Genomic DNA, 23,439 nt, shown 5'->3' with positions numbered 1-23,439 from the left:
TGGGCGAACGACGGTCCGAGGAACGTAGGTGAACGTGTGGGTACTGCGGGTGCAGGCTCAACGTTGCCGTGAGTCGGAAGCCGAGTCACCCTTCCTCGTAGTCGAGCAGTTCGCGGCGCCACTCCGCGAATCGGCTTAAGAGATCGTCCAGCGCTGGGCCGGTGACGCCGTACTGGGCGAAGTCGTCGGGATCGAGCTGGGTGGCTTGTGCGAGGGCGTCGGCGAAGATGCGCGGGTCGAACCCACGGTCGGCGCGCTGCGCGAGGGCGAGGAGGGCGTCGCGGGTGTAGCGGCCGGATCGGAGCGTGGCGTCGATGTCGATGAAGTCGCGGGCGAACGCTCGTCCGTAGAGGGCGCTCATCTTGTTCGCGACCGCGTCGTCGGGGTGGAGGACGGGTCCGATCGCCATGAGGATCGGTTCGTTGGCGCGCCAGTCCACGCCGAGTTCGACCTTGGAAACCCGCGCGCCATCGGTGACTGTGAGCCGGGCGAAGGTGTCGTACTGCCGCTCGGTCTCGACGGTGAGGCCGTCGTCTCGGTAGGCGTGTACGACGGCGGCGACTGCGGCGGTGAATTCGTCGCGGCGGTCCCAGGCGGTGAACAGGTCGACGTCCTCGCTGGGCCGCTCCAGGAGCCCAGCGGCCTGGACCGCGTAACCGCCGGCCAGCGCGAAGCCGTATCGGTCGGCCGCCGCGAGCCCGGTACGGGCGAGGCGTTCGTGGAAGGGGTCCACCGCTATGCCGCGTTGCTGCGTGTGGCGGCGAGTTCGGGGAAGGCGTCCTCCCAGCGTTGGCGGAGCTGGGATGGCAGCCAGAGAGTGGGCCAGAGCCGCCGGAGGAGGTCGGCATCGAGCCAGGTGTGCAGGTCCTCGACGGTGCTGGCTTCGGTGAGCACCACCTTGTACATGCTGGCCAGGCGTGCGGGCCGGTTCAGGTCGTACTCGGCATGCCCGGACCAGTCGAGGTGACGCGGAAGCGTCACGGAGCCGTCGGTCGGGCCGTGCAGATCGGCGAGGGTTTCGGCCACCACGTAGGGCTTCCGGTCGCCGTAGGGCTGGTAGTCCGCTGGCGGCTGGGGTGACATCCTGCGCCGGCTGAGGTTCGTCGCCCGCCGGACTTCCGGTCGTAGCGCCTGACGGATCGTCTCCCGGCTGTACCCGGTGACGCGCTGCAGATCCACCGGCCGCCATCCGGCCGCGTGAAACGCCCGCAGCTGCTCGTCCCGCTCGGTCAGCGCGGCGGCCCGCGTCGCCTCATACCGGGAGACAACCGCCTGCAGCTCATCCTCGGAGAACCGGCCCATGGCCTTTAGCCTACCAGGCTAGGCCCAGCACGCTTGGCGTACGTCATTCTTCGGAAGCCGGCGGACCAGTCATGATGATCGCGAGGGGATGTACTCATGTTCTGGTGAAGCCGAGGGCCCGGTATCCGGGCATGCGGCGTGGGAGTGAGGCGGCGAGGATGGGAGTGGCCGGGTCGTGGTAGTCGTGGACCTCGGCGAGGTCCTTGCCGGGCGCGGCGCGGATGACGCGGCCGGCGCATTGGACGAGTAGGCCGTCGTAGGAGATCGGGCCGGCGAGGAAGAGGGTGTCGAGGGCGGGGGCGTCGAAGCCCTCACCGATGAACGGCGTGGTGCCGATGACGAGCAGGCCGGCCTTGGCGCCGTCGAGCCGGTCAACGACTGTCCGCCGTTCGCGGGTGCTCATCGCGCCTTGGAGCACAAGCGCCGGTCGTACGAGCGGAGGTCCATCGACCCGCGCAGCACCATCGCCTCCCGCAGCAGGACCGTGCCGACGGCCCGCGCGGTGGCCGCGGCAACAGCACCGGTGAAGAAGACCCACACGTGGGCACCACGGCCTGACTGGGAGACCTCCAACGCGGCCGGCACCGCGCTGGCTCGCGCCGCCTTCACGTACGCGAGGGCGTCGAGCATCGCCGTCGGCCCGTCGAAGTCGGCCACGACGAAGTGGCAGGTGTTGCCGGGCATCAGCGGGTATAGGCCCATGAACACGTCGCCGACCAGATGCGCCGCGACGACCTCCGTCGTGCGGGGCAGGTAGGTGGCACCGCGCCGGTCCATACCCTTACGCCAGCCACCGGCGACTGCGGGCATCCACCCGGCAGCGCCGGTACGGGCGTTGTCCCACCGCACGGCGTACACGTCGGCCCGGGCCCGGAACCGGTCGGCGAACAACGCCAGCTTGTCCCGAGTCGGCGAAGCCATGGTGACCAGCCCTGGCGGCTCAACCGGCGCGGACAACTGCTCCGGCGCCGCAGTCGTGTCCTGGCCGCGCAGCTCCAGCAGACGTCCCAGTCGGGCGTTCTCTGCCCGTAACCGCTCCACCTCCCGCCGAAGATCGACGAACTCGGCCACCGAACCCATGCCGACCATCCTCGCGCATCGGGCGTCGAACATCCCGGCACCGGTCCGCTATCCTCCGCCGATGGCATCGAAGGACAACGCCGCGCTGGAGGCGATGATCGAGGAAGCCACCGCCGACACGGACGGTCATGAGGACGAGCGCGCCGGCCTGTTCACCATGATCGAGGAGCATCTGGCGGTGCCGTTCACCACCACCGTCCTCGGCGTCGAGGCCACCGTACGGAAGGCCGAGCTGGCGGCGGACAACATCGTCGCGGTCTGCGCCCGAGGTCGCCACCGGCAGAGGATCGATCTCCTCGACCTGCCGTTGCTCACCCCCGCGCCGGACGGCGCCGCGTGGATCGACGCCTACCGGCACTGGGCCGGACGGTAGGCCACGGTGAGCGAGTACCAGTACTACGAGTTCACCGCCGTCGACCGGCCCCTCACCGGCCGGGAGCGGGCCGAGCTTCGGTCGCTGTCGACCCGGGCCGACATCACCGCCACCAGCTTCGTCAACACCTACGAGTGGGGCGACTTCAAGGGCGACCCGCGCACGCTGATGGAGCGGTACTTCGACGCGCACCTGTACCTGACGAACTGGGGCACCCGCCAGCTCATGCTGCGGCTACCGAAACACGTGCTCGACCCCGCCACCGTCTCCCAGTACTGCCAAGGGGACAGCGCATCCGCGTGGACCACCGGCAAGCACGTCATCATCGACCTGCACGACGAGGACGAGGACGGCACCGACGAGTGGGACCTCGACGGCCACGGCCTCCTCGCCTCCGTCATCCCGGTCCGGGCCCGCCTCGCCGCCGGCGACCTGCGCCTGCTGTACCTGGCCTGGCTGCGCTGCGTACAGTCCGCCGAGATCGCCGACGACGAGCCTGAACCGCCCGTCCCCGCCCGGCTGGGGACCCTCGACGCGTCCCTCACCGCCGTCGCCGAGTTCCTACGCATCGACCCCGACCTGATCGCGGCCGCGGCGGCCGGACCGCCGCCGGCCACCTCCGGCGAACCGACCGCTGCGCAACTACGCACCTGGGTCGTCGGGCTGCCCGCTCGGGACAAGGACGCCATCCTGACCGACCTGATCACCGGCGGCGACAGCCACCTGCGCAACCGACTGCTGCGCCGCTACCGCGACGCACACCGCACTGATACGCCCACCCCGGCAGCCGCCCGTACCGCCGGGGAACTGCTCTCCACCGCCGCGGGGTTGCGCGCCGAACGGGAACGACGGGACGCTGAGCAACGCGAACGCGACCGGATCCGCCGCGAACGGTCCGCCGCAGCAGCCCGGCAACGGCACCTCGACACCCTCGCAGTCGACCAACCCGCCGCCTGGCAGCGAGTCGACGAGCTCATCGCCACCAAGAAACCCCGCGAGTACGACACCGCCGTGCAACTCCTCATCGACCTGCGCGAACTCAGCGAACGCGACTGGGACAGTTCGTCGTTCCAGCACCGGCTGGCCGAGCTCCGGGCGGCGCATGCCCGCAAGCCCAGTTTGCTCGAACGCCTCAACCTCGCAGGCCTCGACACCTGACGCATGGTTCTTCGCTGACCGTCGCCAAGGTGTGGCAAGGATCGTGGAGGGCCGGTGCGGCGTGTCAGCGTGACGCCCCAGACAGTCGACGCCGGCCACTTCATCCTGCCCGCCAAGATCAACCAGAGTCACCTGGAGACTCCTCCAGCGGATGCCGACCGGGGTGGACCGGTGCCAACGAGGGTCACCATGGCCGACCGCCGGCCGCAAACCGGGGTTCGTGTGCTCAGGTGTGCTCCTGGGCTGGGAGAACGGCGGTCCGGGGAACGTGGGTGAACGGGGGCCACTCCCTGCCACCCCAGGTGAACCCCAGGTCGCTAGACTGTGCCCTCGCGCCCTCGTAGCTCAGGGGATAGAGCATCGGTTTCCTAAGACCGTCATCTATGCATGTCGGTAGGCCGACTGCCTGCGATTCAGCCGTTCATTACCTCTGTTTGTTGGTCGCATTGGATAGCTGCTGCGCTCCGTTGCTGGCGGTTACAGTAGCAAACCGGCCGCCTCTGTTGCTTTTTGTGTCAACTTTCTCGATTCTAAATCCTCGTCACGGCATTTTGCGACTTGACGTAGCGAGGATGCTGTCCGGGGAAGCACGTGCGATCCTCGCCCAACCCGCTCCTTTACGCCGCACGCCGAGTTACGCCTGGGCACCGGAGTCGGAAGTGGGCGCAAACGCGTTGCCAGGCTGATGCGCCAGGCCGGGCTGCAGGGCTTCTGCCGGCGCTGCCGTCAGGGCTGCAAGGTGCGCGAGTTGGACGCGTGAGTGGATGCCGAGCTTCCGGTAGACGCGGGTGAGGTTTGCTTCGACTGTTTTGACACTGATGGTGAGGGCGGTGGCGATGTCGCGGTTGGTCGCTCCGCTGGCGGCGAGCTCGACGCAGCGCTGTTCGGCGGAGGTGAGGCAGGGGAGCGTACTGCTGTGCGCGGGGACGGGCTCCAGTTGGTGGAGGGTGCGGGTGGCGGCTTCGATCCAGGGGTGTGCCTGGTGCGTGCTGAAGAGGTCGGCGGCGCTCTGCGCCGCGGTGCGGGCGCTGGCGCGTCGGCGTCCGCGTCGTTCGGTGTGGCTGAGGGCCAGGAGGGTTCGACCGTGTTCGATGGGCAGGTGGCGGAGGTGGTCGGCTGCTGCGGTGAGGAGGTCGGCGGCCGCATCGTAGTTGCCCAGGGTGGCTTCCAGGAGTGCCTGGGAGCGGTCGAGCACGGGGAGGACGCAGCTTCTATCTAGATCAGTCGCGGTGCGACGGGTATCGGTCAGCAGTTTGCGGGCTTGGTCGAGGTAGCCGAGGGAGATGAGGGCTTGGGCGAGGTCGGCGTGCCAGCGCAGGACGGACGGGTCGCGGACCTGCTGGCGCTTCTCAAGCGTACGGACCTCTTCCAGCGCCTCCAGGGCTTCTTTCGGACGCCCGGTGACCAGGAGAAGATGTCCGAGGACGAAGAGGTTTCGGGAGAGGAAGACTTTGTTGTCCTCCCGGCGGGAGGTGTCCGCCCCGCGGCGTGCGTGAGCGAGGGCGGAGTCGGTGCACGAGGCGGTGCCCTCGACCAGGGCGGAGGTGTAGCACGTTGGTGCGGGGTCCAAGGCGGCTCTGTCGGTAAGCGACAGGGCGCGGCCGGCGTAGTCGAGGGCCAGTCCGCACCGTCCGGCGCGGATCTCGACTTCGGCGAGGCTGCGCAGGACATCCACGGTGGCTTCGGCGTCTCCGGTCCGCTCGGCTTCGACGAGCAGAGGCAGCAGTGCGCTGCGGGCTTCGTCCAGACGGTCGTCGAAGATGGCGTGCCGGGCGGAGAGCTGTTCGGGCCTGGCGTTGACGGGGATGTGAGTGCTGCGTGGCAGGGACAGGGCGTGGCCGAGCGTGGTCTCGGCTTGGGGGCGGCCGAGGATGCGTTGGATGCGGGCCTGCATCGTGAGGGCCATGGCGGTGGTGGCGGTGTCGCCAGCGCTCCGGGCGAGGCTGGCGGCCCGGGCAGCCTGGGCGCACGCCCGGTCGGGATCGCCGTTGACGTTGGCCCAGATCGCCTGGCGGACGAGGATCTGCGCGGTCAGGTCCGGATGTCCGGCCGCTTCGTGAAGTGCGTCGGCGAACAGCTTGTCGCCGTTGTACAGGTGCTGTCCGCCTGAGTCGATCAGGGCGATGAGGGCGTTGACGCGGTTGGCGGGGCTGCTGTCGTGGTTCAGGACGAGGCGGACGGCAGCCTGGCCGCGGGGCAGGTCGCCGTTGTGGGCGGCGTCGCGTACGGCGGTCAGCGCCCGTTCGGTGAGCAGGTCGGCGTCGGTCTCCGGGGTACGTTCGGCGGCGAGCAGGGAGAGCTCGGCCGCTAGTGCGGGTTCTCCGCGCAGCCGGGCGCGGGCGGCGGCGCGGTCGGCGCAGTCGGCCGACTGCGGGTCGTTGGTGTCGGCCGCCAGCGTGGTGTGACGGTCGCGGCGGATGCTGTCGCGGCTGGCTTCGGCCAGGCGGGCGTGCAGGAGCCTGCGTGTGGCGACCGGCGGTCGGGCCGCGAGTTCGGCACCGATCGCGGCGGCGGCGAACCGGATCTTCCCGTCGACCTGCCCGATGTTGATCAGTCCGGCTGCCTCGGCCTCTGCGAGAAGGTTTTCGGCGGGCGGGCCGGCGAGGCGGCTCAGCAGTTCGCGGTCGGGCCGGTCGTCGAGTGCGGCGACCGTCAACAGTTCCTGAACTTCGGCCGACACAGTGCCCAGCCATTCGTTCACCAGTCGGCGGGCGGCCGGCGGCAGGACCAGGTCGTCTACGAGACCCTGAGCGGCCGGCAGGTCGGTGGCGCGGCTGCGGGCCCCGGCGAATGCGAGGGCTAGGGCCGGGTTCCCTCCGCTGCGGATGTGGGTCTGCGTGACCTCGTAGGGGGTTAGCCGGTACGGCGACAGCAGGGTTGCGACCTGATCGGGTGTCAGCGCCGGGATGCGTACCGCACAGGGGTCCTCGCCGCACCAGTGGCCTTCGCTCCCCGGGCGCCAGATTCGCTCTGCGGCTATGACGGGAAGGTCGGGAGCCAGGCGCAGTGCCCAACGCAAGACGGCCGCGCTGGCCGTATCCAGCCACTGGGCGTTGTCCACCACCAGTGTCAGAGGCGGGGTGTCCAGCAGCAGGGTGGCGGTCAACCGGCGCAGCCGTAGAGCGGTCCCGGCGGGATCGGCAGAGCCCGGCACTCCGACGGCCTTGTCGATTCCGGTCGCGAGTTCCCGCGCGGCCGGCAGCGGTTGGAGGGCCAGTGCGAGTTCGAGCAGTCCGGTGTAGGGGACCTGGGCGTCCTGTGGGCTCGGAGCCAGCCTTAGGACAGGCATGCCCAGCTGCTGCCCGAGTACACCGGCCGCAGCGGTCTTGCCGATCCCGGGCGGACCGAACAGCACCACCCGACGGGCGCCGCGCACGACGCCCGGTACCACCGGCAGCATGGTGCCGGTGGCCCCCTGATGCGCATTCACTGCCGTCGCAGAATCTGGCACCGGATCATAGTGCGCCCGACGGTCCTTCGCGCACCAGAGCAAGGGGTTGCCCTGATTTCGGCCAGCCTCCGCCGTTCCTAGTGTCATCGCCAAAGCCGAGCTGTCACCGGTTGCCGGAGATCCCATCAACACGGGCCCTGCTGCCACACCCCTCAACCCATCTCGGCGGGAGGATTGCGATGTATCGAAGAACTGCCATGGCGGCCGCTGTCGCGGTTGCGCTTACCCTGGGCACCGTGACCGGGGTGGCCACCCAGTCGACCGCAGCCACCCCGCCCCCTACACCCACGGTTGCGCAGAGCCCGCTGTCGCTGGCGATCTCCGCGGCCGACCGGGCCGCCGACGGCGGTCACGACGCGCTGGCGAAAGGCCCCTTCGAGCAGTACGACCGGCGCATGGTGATCCCGTGGGTCGACGGGCTGTTCTCCATCGCCTACACACGCACCTACCGGGGCCTGCCGGTGGTCGGCGGCGACGCCGCCGTGCTCGCCGACGGCAAGGGCGCGATCCGGGCGATCTCGGCCGCCACCAAGACGAAGATCAACGTGTCGGTGGTGCCGACGGTCGCCGTCGACCGTGCCGAGCAGACCGCCAAGAGCCTGCTCGCGAAGGTCGACCGGGTCGAGTCGCGCACCCTGGTGGTGCACGTCAAGGACAGCACCGCCCGCCTCGCATGGGAGGTCGTCGTCGCCGGACGCACCGCCTCGGCGCCCAGCCACCTGCACGTCTTCGTGGACGCGCGCACCGGCCAGGTGCTGGCCAAGCAGGAGGACGCCGCGGCGGGCTCCGGCACCGGCAAGTGGAACGGGCCCAGTCCGCTGACGATCACCACGTCGCAGTCGGGCAGCACGTACTACCTGCGCGACACCACCCGCTCCGGCCTGAACTGCCAGGACTACAGCACCAACACCGTCTTCTCCGGCCCGGACGACAGCTGGGGCAACGGCGTGGGCACCAGCAAGGAGACCGGCTGCGTCGACGCCCTGTACTCGGCGCAGAAGGAATGGGACATGCTGTCGGGCTGGCTGGGCCGCAACGGCCACAACGGCAACGGCGGCAGCTGGCCCATCAAGGTGGGCCTCAACGAGCAGAACGCCTACTGGGACGGCTCGACGATCACCATCGGCAAGAACCAGGCGGGCAACTGGATCTCCTCGATGGACGTGGTGGGCCACGAGTTCGGCCACGGCCTCGACCAGAACACCCCCGGCGGCACCAGCTCCGAGGCCGGCCTCGGCGAAGCCACCGGCGACATCTTCGGCGCCCTGACCGAGGCATACGCCAACCAGTCCAGCGCCTACGACGAACCCGACTACCTGGTCGGTGAGGAGATCGACCTCGTCGGCGACGGCCCGATCCGCAACATGTACAACCCGTCGCTGGTCGGCGGCCACCCGAACTGCTACTCCTCGTCGATCCCGAACACGGAGGTACACGCGGCCGCAGGTCCGCTCAACCACTGGTTCTACCTGCTCGCCGAGGGCAGCGCGCCGGGCGGCGGCAAGCCGAACAGCCCCATCTGCTCGGGCGGCCCGTCGTCGGTCACCGGCGTGGGCATCCAGTCCGCCGGAAAGATCTTCTACGGCGGCATGCTGCTGAAGACCTCCGGCATGACCCACAAGAAGTACCGCACCGCGACCCTGACCGCCGCGAAGAACCTGGACTCCTCGTGCGTCCTGTTCAATCGGACCAAGGACGCGTGGAACGCGGTCGCGGTCCCGGCCCAGACCGGTGACCCGACCTGCACCGGTTCCAGCACCGACTTCTCCGTCTCGGTCAGCCCCACCTCGGGCAGCGTCAACGCGGGCTCCTCGGTCACCGCGACGGTCAACACCGCGACCGTCTCCGGCAGCGCGCAGACCGTGTCGCTGACCTCCTCGGGTGCCCCGTCGGGGGTCACCGTGTCGTTCAGCCCGACGTCGGTGACGTCGGGCAACAGCTCCACGATGACGGTGGCGACCACGTCCAGTGCGGCTGCGGGCACGTACACCATCACCGTGACCGGCACCGGGTCGGTCACCCACACGGCCCAGTACACGCTGACGGTCAACGGCGGCACCCCCGGCGGCACCGCCCCGGACATCAGCGTGTCCAACGTGCAGGCGCACCTGACCCAGCTCAACACCATCGCCACCAACAACGGCGGCAACCGCCGCTCGACCGGCCAGGGCTACCTGCAGTCGGTGGCCTACGTCAAGGGCAAGCTGCAGACCGCCGGCTTCACCGTCACCGAGCAGCCCTGCACCTCGGGCTGCACCAGCGGCGCCGGCCCGAACCTGATCGCCGAGTGGCCCGGCGGCAACGCCAGCAACGTCTACATGTTCGGCGCCCACCTGGACAGCGTCTCGGCCGGTCCCGGCATCAACGACAACGGCTCCGGCTCGGCGGCGCTGCTCGAGGTCGCCCTCGCGCTCGCCGCGCAGAACCCGACCATGCTGAACAAGGTCCGCTTCGGCTGGTGGACCGACGAGGAGCAGGGCCTCAACGGCTCGAAGTTCTACGTCAACTCCCTCACCAGCACCCAGCGGACCGCGATCAAGGCCTACTACAACTTCGACATGATCGGGTCGAAGAACGGCGGCTACTTCATCAACAACATCAGCTCGACCGCGTCGCAGCCGATGAAGGCGTACTGGGACAGCCTCAGCCTGCAGCCGGAGGAGAACGTCGAGGGCCAGGGTCGCTCCGACGACTACTCGTTCCAGAACGCGGGCATCCCGACCTCCGGCTACGCCATGGGCGCCAGCGCCACCAAGACCTCGGCCCAGGCGTCGAAGTGGGGCGGCACCGCCGGTCAGGCGTACGACTCCTGCTACCACTCGTCGTGCGACACCACCAGCAACATCAACGCCACCGGCCTGGACCGGGCCGCCGACGGCATCGCCTACACGCTGTGGAACCGGGCCGTCGGCACGTCCACCCCGACCGACGACTTCTCGATCTCGGCCAGCCCCGCGTCGGGCACCGTGAACGCGGGGTCCAGCACCACGACCACCGTCGGCACCGCCACCACCTCGGGCAGCGCCCAGACGGTGAACCTGACCGCCAGCGGCGCCCCCACGGGCGTGACGGTCTCGTTCAGCCCGGCGTCGGTGACCTCCGGCAGCTCGTCGACCGCCACCATCTCGGTCGGCTCGTCGGTGGCCGGCGGCACCTACACCATCACCATCACCGGCTCGGGTTCGGCGACGCACAGCACCACGTACACGCTGACCGTGCCCGGCGGGCCGGGCGGCTGCACCGCCGCCCAGCTGATCCTCAACGGCGGGTTCGAAAGCGGCACCTCGCCGTGGACCGGCTCCACCGGCGTGATCGGCACCTCTATCGGGCAGGTGCCGCGCAGCGGCACCCGGTACGCGTGGCTCGGCGGAAACGGCTACACCGCGACCGAGGCCATCAGCCAGACCGTCACCATCCCGTCGGGCTGCACCAGTGCGGTACTGACCTACTGGCTGCACATCGACACGAGCGAGTACGGGGCGCTCGCCTACGACGTGTTCACGATCAAGGCCAACGGCACCACCGTGGCGTCGCTGTCCAACATGAACGCTGCCACGGGCTACACGCAGCGCACCGTCAACCTCGGCGCGTACGCCGGCCAGACGGTCACGCTGACCTTCACCGGCACCGAGGACGCCTACCTGCAGACCAGCTTCGTGCTGGACGACGTGACCCTGCAGATCGGCTGAGTTCAACGGCAGGGTGGGGCGCTCGCCCCACCCTGCCGCAGGTCCTGCGCCCCTGTTCCGCTGCCGGACCGGACCTTAGCCTGAATCCGTGGATTGGATTCTGGGTGCGTTGTCGGGTTGATCTAGCCGATTGGGGGTGTGATGGATCCGCTGGCCCTGGTCTCCGTAGAACGCCAAGTAACCCGGCTCCGCCTTGACCTGGCGAGAGGCGAAGTCCATCGCCTCCGGGCGCAGATCTGCCCAACCTCGCGGGAAGCGGCCGTACCGGTCGTAGAACCTCCGCAACAGCGCGAACCCGGCCGTATCTCGCCATGCTTGGACGCAACCAGGTCCAGCTCAGCAGGGACAAGGGTCCAGTGCTCGACCAGCTCGCCGATGCTCAGAGGAGATCGACTCACAGCGGTCAACCATCGTGGCAGCGATCAGGGACCGCGCAGACCCCCAAAAAGATCAACTATTTGGCCCCTGGTCGCAAGATCGTTACTAAAGCCCCTGCGGATGGGGCCGGCGTGGTTGGTCGTGAAGGGCCCGTCGGCGTGTGACCAGGTCCAGCGAAGCCGTCGGTGGGTCAGCCACGCGCCGGTCTGGCCGGCGAGGTCGCGGTGCCGGCGCTGGGTCCTGTTGGTGTCAGCGCTGTCGGTGGTGAAGGCGAGCAGGGCGTAGCCGCCGGGGATCCCGGCGTCGGGCTCGCCGGGGTGCCGGCTGCCGTCGACGGAGAAGTGCACGCTAGCCAGGGCCGGTGCGCCCTGTCCGGGCAGAGTCTGCAGCATGTGGACATGGCCGTGGTCGACCAGGTGCCATCGGCCGTCCAGGGGCAGCCCGAGCGTGGTGCGGGCGTGGGCGAACAGTTCGTAGGCGTCGACGGGGTCCTGCACGACGAGGGTGGTGGTCACGGTCATCGCGGTCACCGGGCCCAGATGGGCCACTCCCTGCCACCCCGGGTGAACCGGCAGGCCGCTAGACTGGGCACTCGCGCCCTCGTAGCTCAGGGGATAGAGCATCGGTTTCCTAAACCGTGTGTCGCAGGTTCGAATCCTGCCGGGGGCACCAGGTCAGGTGTTTGATCAACGATCACTGTGCCGCCTTCCGGAGCTTGCGTGCCCGATCGCCTCGCCGAGATCTGCTGCAGCAACGCGGTTGTGTGAGCGGGACTGACAGCAGCGGCCACCCTCGCTCGTCGCTGACCCGTTCGAAGAACTGCAACAGGTCGTCCTTGCTGACCCCGAATTCCGCACAGACGCCAACGGCCGCCACTAGATGAACCTGGCCTTGAACTGGCCGGAGGCGCGAGGCAGGCGCCGGATGCGGGGCGCTCCTACGACCGACTGACATGGTCTGCGGTCGACCGTAGGTGACACGGCGAGCCATGCCAGAGCCTGCCACCCGCCATGGACAAAGCCGCAACAGGCACCCGCATGCCCTTCTCACATCACCTGATCGACACCGTAGACGGCCTGTGCGTGCGTGTACCCCTCGAATTCCAACTGCTTGATCAGGCCCGAACGAGAGAACGGCTGGGTGTCGAGGTAGTCCTTCGCCATCTTGGCAGCCTGTTTCTTGTAGTCAACCTTCAGAGAATCCACGGCCTGGGTTGCGATCTTCCTCGGGTAGCCCTCGAACTCCAACTGCTTGATCAGGCCGGAGCGGGAGAACGCTTGATATTGCAGGTAGTCGGAGGCGGCCCTGATGGCGTTCTCCTGCTCTACGGACACCTTCGGCTCGGTCGGCGCCTTGGTGGTGGCCTTCGGCTTCGGCTTCGGTGTTGTTGTCGTAGGAGCTGCGGTGGTGGGTGTTGGGGTAGTGGGTGCTGCGGTGGTGATCTCCACCGACGGTGCTGCTGTAGGGCTTTCTGCCGGGACGGACGCGGCAGCGGTCGCCTCCGCGGCGGCGCTCCTTGCGGGGGGTGAGTCGCCACCGCCGACTGCCGCAGCGATGGTCACTCCGCCGCAGCAGAGCACCAAGACACCGCCGACGGCCGCTGCGATGATGAGCCGCACGGGGCGCTTCTTCGGAGGCTGCTGCAAATGCGTAGCTGGGTAACCGGGGGGCGGCGGAGCGCTGTAGCTCACTGATGGGACCCTTCGGGAGACTGTGCGTAACCGCGTATACGGCGAGTCTGCTCAGCCGGGCCATCTATAACCATCCCCGCTTCAGCCGATGATCTCCTCAGCCGTTGCTGGTGGAATGTCGTCCGACCGCTGACGCGTTCTGCTGCATGAGTTGGCCGGCGCGGGACGTGCGGTTGCGATTGCCGTACGTCACTTCGTTCCCGACGGGACGGCAGCGTCCACCCGTGTAGAGGACGCGCGAAGGGGCTCCGTCTCGGAATCGTTGCCGGTCAGTGCGGAAGCGGGTGAAAACCCTGCCGGCGGTGCCTGCATTCACTCATTTCCCGACCGTTCGTCGCGGTTCTGATCATGGCCGGGGCGGCGGGGCACGCTCTGTTCGGCCGTCCCGGCTCACGTGCTCACCCGGGGTTCCAGCGGCGAGTAGGCGACTCTCCCGGGCCACAAACGAGCAAGGTGACAGTGCCCGTCGCGAGGTGCCAGGTGAGGTGGGCGGCCAGATAGCCGATGCGCACACGGTCAAGTCCGAGCCCGGCGACAAGAGTTGCGCATGCTGACCATCCGGCGAGGTGATCGGGGCCGGTACGACGACGCCTGGAGCGGTAGGTTGCACGTCGATGTTTCTCGTCTTCTTCGCACTTGTGCTGCTCGCTCTGGCCTGGCCGGTGTTCGCGGCCGCTGCCCTCGTGTTCGTGGTGGTCGCACTGTTGGCGCTCCGTCGCGACCCGCACCTCCGGGGCAGGGCATGGGCGCTGAGGCGGGCGGGATGGTTCCTGGCCGCCGGTGCGGCGTTCACCGGGGCCGCCGCTTACGGTCGCGGGTTGGCGGCGACGACCTTCGGGATCCTGGATCCCGATGACGCTTGCATGCTGCGGCGGCCGGAAGGCTACAGCCACCGCATCGGCGCGTCGGCTGACGGGTCGTCGAGCATGTGGCCGCTGCGCGACACCACGTGCGGCCCCGACCTGGTGCCCGGTTACGTCAATCCCCTGGTGGCCGGGTCGGCAGGGCTGTTCGTGGTGCTCCTGGCGGTCCTGATCCTGGCGGAGGTCAGGTCCCGGCGGCTGCCGGACGGCGACGCAGCCCGCCGGTGACAGTGGCCGCGACGCGGCGCGCCGGCGACATTGGACGACGAACCGGCGACGAGGCGGTGACGCGGACGGCCCCGCGTCCGGCCGGAGCCGGAGCGCGGGGCCGGCGGGTCAGCGGACCAGCGCTGCCACCAGCGTCCCGATGCAGGCGACGACGGCGGCGATGATCGGACTGAGCGTCTTGATGTACGCCAGGATGAGCCGGTGCCGGTCGGTCGGCTCGGCAACGGTTTCGTCCTCGTCCTCTGGTGTCTCGAAGTCTGACCCGTGAGGGATTACAGTCAACGTGACTCCTTCCGTTGCAGCGGTGGAGTCGAATGCGGCGTCCGGTGGCAGCCGGGCGCCGCCCTCCGTGTGAGGCGACGCAGTGCCGTTCGACGGTTCGAGCATCCTCTCGCCGGACAGCTAGCACAAGAGCGGGCAATTCACTGTCGGGTACCTGACAAGCAGATGCATCGCATCGAGAAAATTTCGGTGCCACCTCTTGCCAAATGCAATTTTCCGTGAACGAGTTCTACCGAAAGTGACCATCCCGAAGCTTACGGTGAGCAGTCGTGTCGGCAAGCGCGCCGACTACGAGACGAGGAAGCCGGTGGAGGGGCGGGTCAGGACGCCGGTCATCGGGAAGCGGGTGGAGCCGTTCCACCAGTGCCACACGACGCGCGCGGTGCCATCGGCGGCGTCGAAGACGTCCATCCCGCCGGGGCCCTGGTGGTTGCCGGGCAGGCCGCGGATCGGGTTGAGTCCGGCGCTGCCGGTGTAGCCGAAGAAGGGCCGGGACACGCCTTCGCGGATGGGGGTGCAGCGGGAGCCGGGCAGGGGAGTCGCGCCGCAGCGGGCGATGCCGGTGGAGTAGCGCGCGCTGTCCCAGTTGTTGCCCGAGTGCATCAGGTACCAGTCGCCGTCGGCGGCCTTCCACATCGCCGGGTTCTCGACCACGTGCGTACCGCCGCTGATCTTGGCGGTGTCCCAGGTGATGTCGGTGCTCTTGAGCATGTCCCGGCGGGTGTCCCAGATCGCGCGGCCCTCACTGTCGGTGCGGACCGTGGAGATGCCGGTCTCGGCGCCGGAGGCGATGGCGTCGTCCCGGTAGGTCACGTACAGGTTCCCGCCGGCCACGAAGGGGTTCGCATCGAGTGCCCACCGCCCGGCGTCCGGGCACGCCCACTCGCCCTGGTTCTGGAAGGGGCCGCGGGCGCTGTCGGAGACGGCCCGTCCGATGCACTTCTGGCCGGAGCCCTTGCGGGAGGCGGTGTAGAACATGAAGAACCGGTTGCCGAAGCGGGCGACGCCGGGTGCCCAGACCGCGCCGCCGGGCTCGGCCCAGGCGCCCGGGCCGGACGGCAGCGCGTCGTGCGAGGCGCAGTCGGCCATGCCGACGCTGCTGCCGGAGCCGTGGACGAGGACGGGTACGTACAGTCTGCCGGTCGCGCCGCAGCGCGCGCCGGTGCCGGCGCCGACTGTGGTGCCGTAGGTGACGTAGGAGCCGTCCTTCGCCAGCAGCGTGTCCGGATCGGCCAGCGGGAAGGTGGACGAACTCGCCAGCGTGGACAGGTCGCTGCCGGGCGCGGCCGCGGCGGGCGTTGCCGCCGTGGCGGTCACCAGGGCGGTCGCCACGAGGGCGACGAGCGCCTCGCGCAGTCGTAGGAATCTCACCGCTCAGCCTCCATCGATGAAGATAATTGTCGACGCGAGGCTATCGACGGTGGGTAATCGAAGTCAATGAATCAATGCGACGCGAGGTGCGTGGGTCGGGCCGGGAGCCGGTAGATCGACACGTGGGAGCGCGATTCGGCGGTGAACTCCGCGCCGGACCAGTCCGCGTACCGGTGCTCCAGCGTGAAGCCGGCCAGCTCGCCCATCAGGTCCAGCTCGGACGGCCAGACGTAGCGGTGCGGGCTGCGGAAGACACGCGCCTCGCGACCGTCGCCGAACTCGAAGTGGTGCGAGACGAGGTGTTGCCGCAGCACGTCGTAGGTGTCCACGCCGACGTATCCGGGCTCGCTCGCGAAGACCGCCGCCCGCTGCCCGGGCGGCAGTACGCGCAGTTGCGGCACCTCCAGCTCGATCACGAACCGGCCGCCGGGCTTGAGGTGGCGGGCGGCGTTGCGGAAGCACGCCACCTGTTCGGCCTGTTCGAGCAGGTTGGAGATGGTGTTGTAGACGAGGTAGACCAGGCTGTACTCCCCGGGTGAGGTGGCGGTGGCCATGTCGCCGATCACCACCGGGATCGTCGCCGCATCGGCCTTCGTCCGCAGTCGCTCCACCATCGGTACGGAGAGTTCGATGCCGCTGACCCGCACGCCGCGTCCGGCCAGGGGGACTGCCACCCGGCCCGTGCCGATGGCGAACTCCAGCACCGGCCCGTCGCCGGCGAGCGCGGCGAGCCGGTCCACGGCCGGGTCGAGCACCTCCGGCGCGAACATCCCCGTGCCCGGTGTGTCGTACCGCTCGGCGGTCTCGGCGTTCCAGATCTCGTCCTGGCGCATCCGCTCACCATGGCGATCGGCGCCGGACGCTGTCGACCGCATTTCACCGTCGAGCCCGGTTCCGGAAGGCCCGAACCCGCTGCGGAGCCGCTGTTACGCTCCGTCATGAGGGCCGCGTGGTCTGGTGAGCCCTCCGGTCCGGGCCCTCCAGGTCGGCGCCAGGGTGCGTCGGTACCCTGCTAGTTCTGGCCTGTCCGCGACGACATGAGGTATTCGTGAACGATCTTCGAGTGGTGGCGTTCGACCTGGACGACACCCTGGCGATTTCCAAGTCCCAGATCGATCGTCGGATGGCGGAGCTGCTCGGCCACCTGCTCACCGAGGTGGACGTACTCATCATCTCCGGTGGTCGGTTCGAGCAGTTCCAGTCGCAGGTGCTGGCCCACCTCGACCTCACCGAGCAGCAGCGCGAGCGGCTGCACCTGATGCCCACCTGCGGTACCCGGTACTACCGCTGGTCCGACGGGGACTGGCGGCAGGTCTACGCCGAGGATCTGAGCGAGGCCGACAAGGCACGTGTCGTTGCCGCGCTGACCGAGTCGGCGCAGGCGCTGGGTCTGTGGGAGGCGAAGACCTGGGGCGACATCATCGAGGACCGGGGCAGTCAGATCACGTTCTCCGCGCTGGGTCAGTCCGCGCCGCCGGCGGAGAAGTACGGCTGGGACCCGGACGGCGACAAGAAGCGGCGGCTGCGGGACGCGGTCGCGGCGAAGCTGCCCGACCTGGAGGTCCGTGGCGGCGGCTCGACCTCGATCGACGTCACCCGCAAGGGTGTGGACAAGGCGTACGGCATGCGGAAGCTGCTGGAGCACCTGGACCTGACCATCGACAACGTGCTGTTCGTGGGGGACCGGCTGGACGTGGGCGGCAACGACTACCCGGTCAAGGCCATGGACATCCGCTGCCACGCGGTCACCCGGTGGGAGGACACCGCCGACTACGTGGAGCGGCTCGTCGACGACCTGGTGAAGCAGCGCGCCGGGCGCGCCTGACCGACGTACGACGCAGAGCCCACCGGTTCCGGAACCGGTGGGCTCTGGCGGTATCGACGGTGATGAGGTAGGAACAGCCGAGAGAGCGCTCTCCCGTCCCATCACCGAACAGGCAGGCAGATGCGATCACCCGACCCCTCCCGCCGCCGTTTCCTCACGCTCACCGCCTCCGCGGCCTCGCTCACCGCCCTCGGCCTCCCGGCCGGCGCCGCCGCCGCGTCCCCGGCCGCGCGCCCGGCACGCGAGCCCGACTTCGGCCCGAACGTCTTCGTGTACGACCCCGGCACGCCGGTCGAGGAGATCCAGTCCACGCTGGACCGGTTGTTCACCGCCCAGGAACGCAACGAGATGGGCTTCGACAGGTACGCCGTGCTGTTCAAGCCCGGCCGCTACGAGGTGGACGCCCGGCTCGGTTACTACACGACAGTCGCCGGTCTCGGCACCCACCCGGACGACGTGGAGATCCACGGCGCGGTCCGGGTGGTCGGGCAGCCCGACCCGAACTCGCCCGCCGGCATCTCCGCGCTCACCAACTTCTGGCGCTCGGCGGAGAACCTCGCGGTCACCCCGACCGACTGGTCGAACCAATGGGCCGTCTCCCAGGCGTCGCCGATGCGCCGGGTGCACGTCAAGGGTGTGCTGTGGCTGGAACCCGGCAACGGCGGCTACTCCAGCGGCGGCTACATCGCCGACTCCAAGGTGGACGGCATCACCATCAACGGCTCCCAGCAGCAGTGGCTCACCCGCGACAGCGAACTCGGCGGCGAGTGGACCAACGGCGTGTGGAACCAGGTCTTCTCCGGCGTGATCGGCGCGCCCGCGCAGGGCTTCCCCGACCCGCCGTACACCACGCTGCCGACCAGCCCGGTAACCCGGGAGAAGCCGTACCTGTTCGTCGACGCCCGGGGCGCCTGGCGGGTCGCCGTACCGCGTCTGCGCCGGAACACCGCCGGCACCACCTGGGCCACCGGCGGCGCGCCGGTGCCGTCGCTGCCGCTGTCCGCGTTCTTCCTGGCCCGGCCCACCGACTCGGCGAAGCGGATCAACGCGGAACTGGCCCGGGGCCGGCACCTGCTGCTCACCCCCGGCGTCTACCACCTGGACCGGGCCCTGCGGGTACGCCGTCCGGACACCGTCGTGCTCGGCCTCGGCATGCCGAGCCTGGTGCCGGACCGCGGGGACGCGGCGCTGCGGATCGAGGACGTGGACGGGGTCCGCATCGCCGGGGTGCTGGTGGACGCCGGGCCGGTCGAGTCGCCGGTGCTGGTCGAGGTCGGTACGCGGCACTGCCACCGGTCGCACGCCACGAACCCGATCTCGCTGCAGGACGTCTTCTTCCGCATCGGCGGCCCGTACGCCGGGCGGGCGGTGACCAGCCTGGTGGTGCACAGCCGGCACACGCTGATCGACAACATCTGGGCCTGGCGCGGCGACCACGGCCGGGCCGGGACGATCGGCTGGACCGTGAACACCGCCGCCACCGGCGTGATCGTCAACGGCGACGACGTGACCGCGTACGGGCTCTTCGTCGAGCACTACCAGCGCTGGCAGACCATCTGGAACGGCGAGCGCGGCCGGACCGTGTTCTACCAGAGCGAGCTGCCCTACGACCCGCCGAGCCAGGCGGCCTGGCGCAGCCCGACCGGCAACGGCTGGGCCTCGTACAAGGTGGCCGACCACGTCCGCACGCACGAGGCGTGGGGACTGGGCGTCTACTCGTACTTCAACCAGGGCGTGGACATCCGCTGTGACAGGGGGATCGAGGCGCCGCGCCGGGCCGGGGTGCGGTTCCACGACGCGATCACCGTGTTCCTCGACGGCAGCGGCGGGATCGAGCGCACGATAAACGACGTCGGCACCCCGGTCGTCGGCTCGTACGGCACCAGCACCGTGGTCAGCTACCCGTGACGTCAGCGGCGGCCCGGCCGGTGATCCGGCCGGGCCGCCCGGCTCACCCGGCGAGCTGGTCGACGCGGGAGAGCACCTGGTCGATCAGGCCGTACTCGCGGGCCTCCTCGGCGGTGAACCAGCGGTCCCGGTCCCAGTCGCGCTGGATCTGCTCCAGCGTGCGCCCGCTGTGCCGCGCGATGAGCTCCTGCATGGTCCGCTTCACGTGCAGCATGTTCTCGGCCTGGATGGTGATGTCGGAGGCCGTGCCGCCCATCCCGCCGGAGGGCTGGTGCATCAGGATCCGGGTGTGCGGCAGCGCGAACCGCTTGCCGGCCGTCCCGGCGCAGAGCAGGAACTGCCCCATCGAGCCGGCGATCCCGAGCGCCAGCGTCGCGACGTCGTTCTTGACGTACCGCATGGTGTCGTAGATGGCCATGCCGGCGCTCACCGAGCCGCCGGGCGAGTTGATGTAGAGGAAGATGTCGCGCTCCGGGTCCTCGGCCGCGAGGAGCAGGATCTGCGCGCAGATCTGATTCGCCGACGCCTCGGTGACCTCGGTGCCGAGGAAGATGATCCGTTCCTTCAGCAGCCGCTCGAAGACCCGGTCGTCGAACACCGCCTGCCGATCGTCGAGCATCCAGATGCCACCCATCACCGCGCACCTCCGTACCGCCGGTGGACGGTGGACCGCCCGGGAACCCGGCGGTCTCCAGCGTCCGCCGGGCGCACGGTCGCGGCCCAGGCTTTCTGCCCGGGGCAGATCCGCCCTCGGCAGAAGCTACGCGGCGACCGGCCGCCGCCGGCCCGCGCGGGCCCGCCGCCGGGCCAGCGTGACGGAGGTACGCGGACGGGGGCGGGCGGTCGGGGCGGAGGGGGCCGGCCAGATCCGGATGCCGCCACCGAACCCGATCGGCGTGGCGGCGCCGAGGGGCGCGCCGAGCGGCGCCGGCCCGGGGCCCAGGGGCCGCAGCGTGCCGCCGAGCAGCGGCGTGGCGGTGACCGGCCGACGGGCGACGTGCGGCCGGAGCGAGACGGCGGGCCGGCGGGACACGGGCGGCCGGGACGACACGGCCGGACGGCGCGTGACGGACAGCCGGGGCGGGCCGACCCGCAGCTGCGGCCCGGTGCGGGCGACCGGCACCCGGTCGAACCGGGCCGCCGAGACTCCGGGGACGACCGGCGTCGGCCGCTCGCGGCGCAGCTCGTCACGGGCTTCTTCGAGCAGGTCGGCGAGGTGGATCCCGAGCGCCCGGCAGATCGCGGCGAGCACCTCGGAGGAGGCCTCCTTGCGTCCGCGCTCGACCTCGGAGAGGTAGGGCAGGGAGACGCCGGCGGCCTGGGCCACCTCGCGCAGCGTGCGGCCCTGGCGCAGGCGGATGCGCCGGAGCACCCCACCGATCACCCGTCGCAGCAACGACATACCGGCCTCCTCGCGGTCGGGCGCCCCGGACTTACCCATCATGCCCTCTCCACGCCTCCGGCAGCGGCCCCGACGGGTTCCGATCGTCACCCGGCGGGCCGCGTCCCCGCGTACCCGTTATCTTGTGGGCGTGCAGGTGGCGGAGCAGGACCGACGGTGATCCATTTTCCCGCGCAGCGGCGAGGGCCGCTGAGCGCGCTGAGCCTGCGCCTGCTCGCCGCTCTCGGCCTGGTCTTCGCCACGGTGTTCGTGGTGTGGCTCGACCGCGACGGCTACCGCGACGTCGACGACAGCGGCCTGAGCCTGCTCGACTGCTTCTACTACGTGGTGGTCTCGCTCTCCACCACCGGGTACGGCGACATCACGCCGGTCAGCTCGTCGGCGCGACTGGCGAACGTCCTGTTCGTCACCCCCGCCCGGGTGCTCTTCCTGATCATCCTGGTCGGCACCACCCTGGAAGTCCTGACCGAGCAGTACCGCACCGGGCGTCGCCTGTCGCGGTGGAGGAGAACCGTGAAGGACCACGTCATCATCTGCGGCTACGGCACCAAGGGCCGCAGCGCGGTCTCCGCCCTGCTGGAGAACGGCACGGACAAGTCCAAGATCGTGGTGGTCGAGCGCAGTGGCCCAGCGCTTCGGCAGGCCACCTCGAACGGCCTGGTGACGATCGAGGGCTCGGCGACCCGCTCGTCGGTGCTGGAGCAGGCGCACGTGCGTACCGCGAAGTCGGTCATCATCGCGACCGACAGCGACGACGCCTCGGTGCTGGTGGCGCTCACGGTCCGGCAGCTCACCGCCGGTCAGGTGCGGATCATCGCGGCGGTACGCGAGGCGGAGAACGCGCCGCTGCTCAAGCAGAGCGGCGCGCACCACGTGATCGTCTCGTCGGCCACGGCCGGGCGGCTGCTCGGCCTGTCCACCTCGGCCCCGCCCCTGATCGACGTGGTGGAGGACCTGCTCACCCCGGGGCAGGGCATGGCGCTGGCGATGCGGTCGGCCGAGCGCGACGAGGTGGGCCGTTCTCCGCGTGAGCTGGAGTCGCTGGTCATCGCGCTGGTCCGCCGGGGCAAGGTGGTTACGCTCAACGACCGTGCCGGAGCGGTGATCGAGACCGGCGACATGCTGGTCCACGTCCGCGACGACCGGCCGCAGGCCACCACGGCGCTCTGACCCGGTTCCGCTGAGCGCCGGCGGTCAGCAGGCGCCCGGGCCGCCCTCCGCCATCACTTCGCCGCAGGTCGACGACCGGCCCTGGGTGGCCCGTCGCAGCAGGTCGTAGAGCAGGTCCCGCTCGCCGGGCGCCAGCGCGCCGAGAACTTCCTCCTCGGCTCCGGCGAGCGCGCACTCGGCCTCGCGCAGTCGCTTCGTGCCCGCCTCGGTGAGGCGTACCTCGTGCCGGCGGCGGTCCTCCGGGGAGCGGCGGCGCTCGGCCAGGCCGTCCGCCTCCAGGTCGTTGAGCAGCCCGACCACGTTCGTGCTGTCGAGCTGGAGCGTGCCGGCGAGCGCCTGCTGGCTGATGCCGCCGGAGTCGCGCAGCACGGTGAGCGCCACCAGGTGGCGGGGGCGCAGGCCCAGTGGGGCCAGCACCGACTCCGAGCGCAGCCGCATCCGCCGGGCCAGGTGGTCGAGCAGGGGCCCGGAGCGGCGCTCGGACTCCTCGACCGGTGCGGCGGACATGTGACCCAGTTTACGCGCTCCGAGGAACATCGACCTGCTATAAATAGTTGGTTCTACACGAACGATCGTCGGAGGAGGAATCACCAATGGCACACCTGCTGCACATCGACTCCAGCATCACCGGGGAGCGGTCGATCAGCCGGCGGCTCACCGCCCGCGCGGCCGCCGCCTGGCGCGCCGCCCACCCGGACGGCACCGTCACCTACCGGGACCTGGGACAGAACCCGCTGCCGCACCTGAACACCGCGAGCGGCCTCGCGCGCATGGTGCCACCGGATCAGCACACCCCCGATCAGGCGGCGTCCTGGCGGCTGACCGAGGAGGTCGTGGCCGAGGTGAAGCAGGCCGACACGGTCCTGCTCGGGCTCCCGCTCTACAACTACGGCGCGCCCAGCAGCGTGAAGTCCTGGGTCGACCACCTGATCGCCCCCGGCATCGCCTACGACCCGGTGACGAACGCCGGGCTGCTCGGCGACCGCCAGTTCGTCGTCCTGGTCAGCCGCGGCGGCGGGTACGGCCCGGGCACCCCGCGCGAGGGCTGGGACCACGCCGAGCCGTGGCTGCCGCACGGCCTGTCCCTGACCGGCCTGGAGCCGCGGTTCATCTGCGCCGAGCTGACCCTGGCCCCGGTCAACCCGGCGATGGCCGAGCTGATCCCGCTGTTCGAGCAGAGCCTCGCCGCGGCCGAGCGGGCCGTCGACGACCTGTGGGTGCCCGCCTCGGCGGCCGCCTGACCGGGCTGCGTCACACGCGAGAGGGCG

General features: G+C 70.0%; 21 protein-coding genes and 1 tRNA gene. 9 read left to right on the top strand and 13 right to left on the bottom strand.

Annotated features, from left to right (window positions below; all coding sequences use genetic code 11):
• Positions 1–85 precede the first annotated feature (85 nt).
• The 4 genes from O7542_RS22875 to O7542_RS22860 all read right to left on the bottom strand — a co-directional run bounded on the left by O7542_RS22875 (position 86) and on the right by O7542_RS22860 (position 2,382).
• Positions 86–733 (bottom strand): nucleotidyl transferase AbiEii/AbiGii toxin family protein, encoded by a 648-nt coding sequence (locus O7542_RS22875; RefSeq protein ID WP_064448561.1) that lies wholly within the window; start codon positions 731–733, stop codon positions 86–88.
• A 2-nt stretch (positions 734–735) separates the two neighbouring features.
• Positions 736–1,302: a hypothetical protein gene (locus tag O7542_RS22870; protein WP_064448560.1), complete on the bottom strand. Its 567-nt coding sequence runs from the start codon at positions 1,300–1,302 to the stop codon at positions 736–738.
• A 94-nt stretch (positions 1,303–1,396) separates the two neighbouring features.
• A complete protein-coding gene (locus tag O7542_RS22865) occupies positions 1,397–1,705 on the bottom strand; it encodes a helicase (end) (RefSeq protein ID WP_082931159.1) in 309 nt (102 codons plus the stop codon).
• Positions 1,702–2,382: a hypothetical protein gene (locus O7542_RS22860; protein WP_231915650.1), complete on the bottom strand. Its 681-nt coding sequence runs from the start codon at positions 2,380–2,382 to the stop codon at positions 1,702–1,704. The genes O7542_RS22865 and O7542_RS22860 overlap by 4 nt, the downstream gene beginning before the upstream one ends.
• 61 nt (positions 2,383–2,443) lie before the next feature.
• Here O7542_RS22860 and O7542_RS22855 point away from each other — a divergent pair, with 61 nt between their 5' ends.
• Both O7542_RS22855 and O7542_RS22850 read left to right on the top strand, forming a co-directional pair.
• Positions 2,444–2,755 carry a hypothetical protein gene (locus O7542_RS22855; RefSeq protein ID WP_231915649.1) on the top strand — a complete coding sequence of 104 codons (312 nt, stop codon included), beginning with the start codon at positions 2,444–2,446 and terminating at the stop codon, positions 2,753–2,755.
• A 6-nt stretch (positions 2,756–2,761) separates the two neighbouring features.
• Entirely contained in the window at positions 2,762–3,913 is a 1,152-nt protein-coding gene (locus O7542_RS22850; protein WP_064448558.1) for a hypothetical protein, read from the top strand.
• A gap of 634 nt (positions 3,914–4,547) precedes the next feature.
• Here O7542_RS22850 and O7542_RS22845 read toward each other — a convergent pair.
• Positions 4,548–7,364, bottom strand: a complete 2,817-nt coding sequence (locus O7542_RS22845) for a LuxR family transcriptional regulator (RefSeq protein ID WP_082159318.1) — start codon at positions 7,362–7,364, stop codon at positions 4,548–4,550.
• A 245-nt stretch (positions 7,365–7,609) separates the two neighbouring features.
• Between O7542_RS22845 and O7542_RS22840 the strand changes: the two genes are divergently transcribed.
• Positions 7,610–11,053, top strand: a complete 3,444-nt coding sequence (locus tag O7542_RS22840; RefSeq protein WP_281606497.1) for a M28 family peptidase — start codon at positions 7,610–7,612, stop codon at positions 11,051–11,053.
• 422 nt (positions 11,054–11,475) lie between these two features.
• On the opposite strand, the gene O7542_RS22835 is transcribed toward O7542_RS22840, so the two are convergent.
• Positions 11,476–11,952 carry a hypothetical protein gene (locus tag O7542_RS22835; RefSeq protein ID WP_147265123.1) on the bottom strand — a complete coding sequence of 159 codons (477 nt, stop codon included), beginning with the start codon at positions 11,950–11,952 and terminating at the stop codon, positions 11,476–11,478.
• Positions 11,953–12,027: 75 nt separating this feature from the next.
• On the opposite strand from O7542_RS22835, the gene O7542_RS22830 reads away from it, so the two are divergent.
• A tRNA-Arg gene (locus O7542_RS22830) sits at positions 12,028–12,103 on the top strand.
• Positions 12,104–12,477: 374 nt separating this feature from the next.
• On the opposite strand, the gene O7542_RS22825 is transcribed toward O7542_RS22830, so the two are convergent.
• Positions 12,478–13,050 (bottom strand): Ltp family lipoprotein, encoded by a 573-nt coding sequence (locus tag O7542_RS22825; RefSeq protein WP_198033303.1) that lies wholly within the window; start codon positions 13,048–13,050, stop codon positions 12,478–12,480.
• A 686-nt stretch (positions 13,051–13,736) separates the two neighbouring features.
• Here O7542_RS22825 and O7542_RS22820 point away from each other — a divergent pair.
• Entirely contained in the window at positions 13,737–14,213 is a 477-nt protein-coding gene (locus O7542_RS22820) for a hypothetical protein (protein WP_043326959.1), read from the top strand.
• A gap of 108 nt (positions 14,214–14,321) precedes the next feature.
• Here the strand turns inward: O7542_RS22820 and O7542_RS22815 are convergent, their stop codons facing one another.
• The 3 genes from O7542_RS22815 to O7542_RS22805 all read right to left on the bottom strand — a co-directional run bounded on the left by O7542_RS22815 (position 14,322) and on the right by O7542_RS22805 (position 16,699).
• Entirely contained in the window at positions 14,322–14,495 is a 174-nt protein-coding gene (locus tag O7542_RS22815; protein ID WP_013283846.1) for a hypothetical protein, read from the bottom strand.
• A gap of 288 nt (positions 14,496–14,783) precedes the next feature.
• Positions 14,784–15,866, bottom strand: a complete 1,083-nt coding sequence (locus O7542_RS22810) for a family 43 glycosylhydrolase (RefSeq protein ID WP_166455786.1) — start codon at positions 15,864–15,866, stop codon at positions 14,784–14,786.
• A gap of 71 nt (positions 15,867–15,937) precedes the next feature.
• The gene (locus O7542_RS22805; RefSeq protein ID WP_281605181.1) at positions 15,938–16,699 is read right to left on the bottom strand and encodes a class I SAM-dependent methyltransferase; all 762 of its coding nucleotides are present in this window, start codon (positions 16,697–16,699) and stop codon (positions 15,938–15,940) included.
• Positions 16,700–16,914: 215 nt separating this feature from the next.
• Here O7542_RS22805 and O7542_RS22800 point away from each other — a divergent pair, with 215 nt between their 5' ends.
• Together O7542_RS22800 and O7542_RS22795 are read left to right on the top strand one after the other, a co-directional pair.
• A complete protein-coding gene (locus tag O7542_RS22800; protein ID WP_104115129.1) occupies positions 16,915–17,691 on the top strand; it encodes an HAD-IIB family hydrolase in 777 nt (258 codons plus the stop codon).
• A gap of 120 nt (positions 17,692–17,811) precedes the next feature.
• Positions 17,812–19,599: an adenylyl cyclase gene (locus O7542_RS22795; protein WP_281605180.1), complete on the top strand. Its 1,788-nt coding sequence runs from the start codon at positions 17,812–17,814 to the stop codon at positions 19,597–19,599.
• 43 nt (positions 19,600–19,642) lie between these two features.
• Here O7542_RS22795 and O7542_RS22790 read toward each other — a convergent pair whose 3' ends face one another.
• Positions 19,643–20,233, bottom strand: a complete 591-nt coding sequence (locus O7542_RS22790) for an ATP-dependent Clp protease proteolytic subunit (protein WP_274477310.1) — start codon at positions 20,231–20,233, stop codon at positions 19,643–19,645.
• 126 nt (positions 20,234–20,359) lie between these two features.
• Complete coding sequence (locus O7542_RS22785) at positions 20,360–21,001, bottom strand: helix-turn-helix transcriptional regulator (RefSeq protein ID WP_043330676.1); 642 nt, start codon at positions 20,999–21,001, stop codon at positions 20,360–20,362.
• Between the two features lie 156 nt (positions 21,002–21,157).
• On the opposite strand from O7542_RS22785, the gene O7542_RS22780 reads away from it, so the two are divergent.
• A complete protein-coding gene (locus O7542_RS22780) occupies positions 21,158–22,171 on the top strand; it encodes a potassium channel family protein (RefSeq protein WP_043326951.1) in 1,014 nt (337 codons plus the stop codon).
• 24 nt (positions 22,172–22,195) lie between these two features.
• On the opposite strand, the gene O7542_RS22775 is transcribed toward O7542_RS22780, so the two are convergent.
• Positions 22,196–22,678: a MarR family winged helix-turn-helix transcriptional regulator gene (locus O7542_RS22775; RefSeq protein WP_174536704.1), complete on the bottom strand. Its 483-nt coding sequence runs from the start codon at positions 22,676–22,678 to the stop codon at positions 22,196–22,198.
• A gap of 86 nt (positions 22,679–22,764) precedes the next feature.
• On the opposite strand from O7542_RS22775, the gene O7542_RS22770 reads away from it, so the two are divergent.
• Positions 22,765–23,412 (top strand): NAD(P)H-dependent oxidoreductase, encoded by a 648-nt coding sequence (locus tag O7542_RS22770; RefSeq protein WP_104115126.1) that lies wholly within the window; start codon positions 22,765–22,767, stop codon positions 23,410–23,412.
• Positions 23,413–23,439 lie beyond the last annotated feature (27 nt).

Source organism: Micromonospora sp. WMMC264 (genome assembly GCF_027497275.1).
In the GTDB taxonomy this organism is placed as follows: Bacteria; Actinomycetota; Actinomycetes; order Mycobacteriales; family Micromonosporaceae; genus Micromonospora; species Micromonospora chalcea.
The sequence above is the reverse complement of the archived record's forward strand: the minus strand, read 5'-3'. Positions and strand labels throughout refer to the sequence as shown.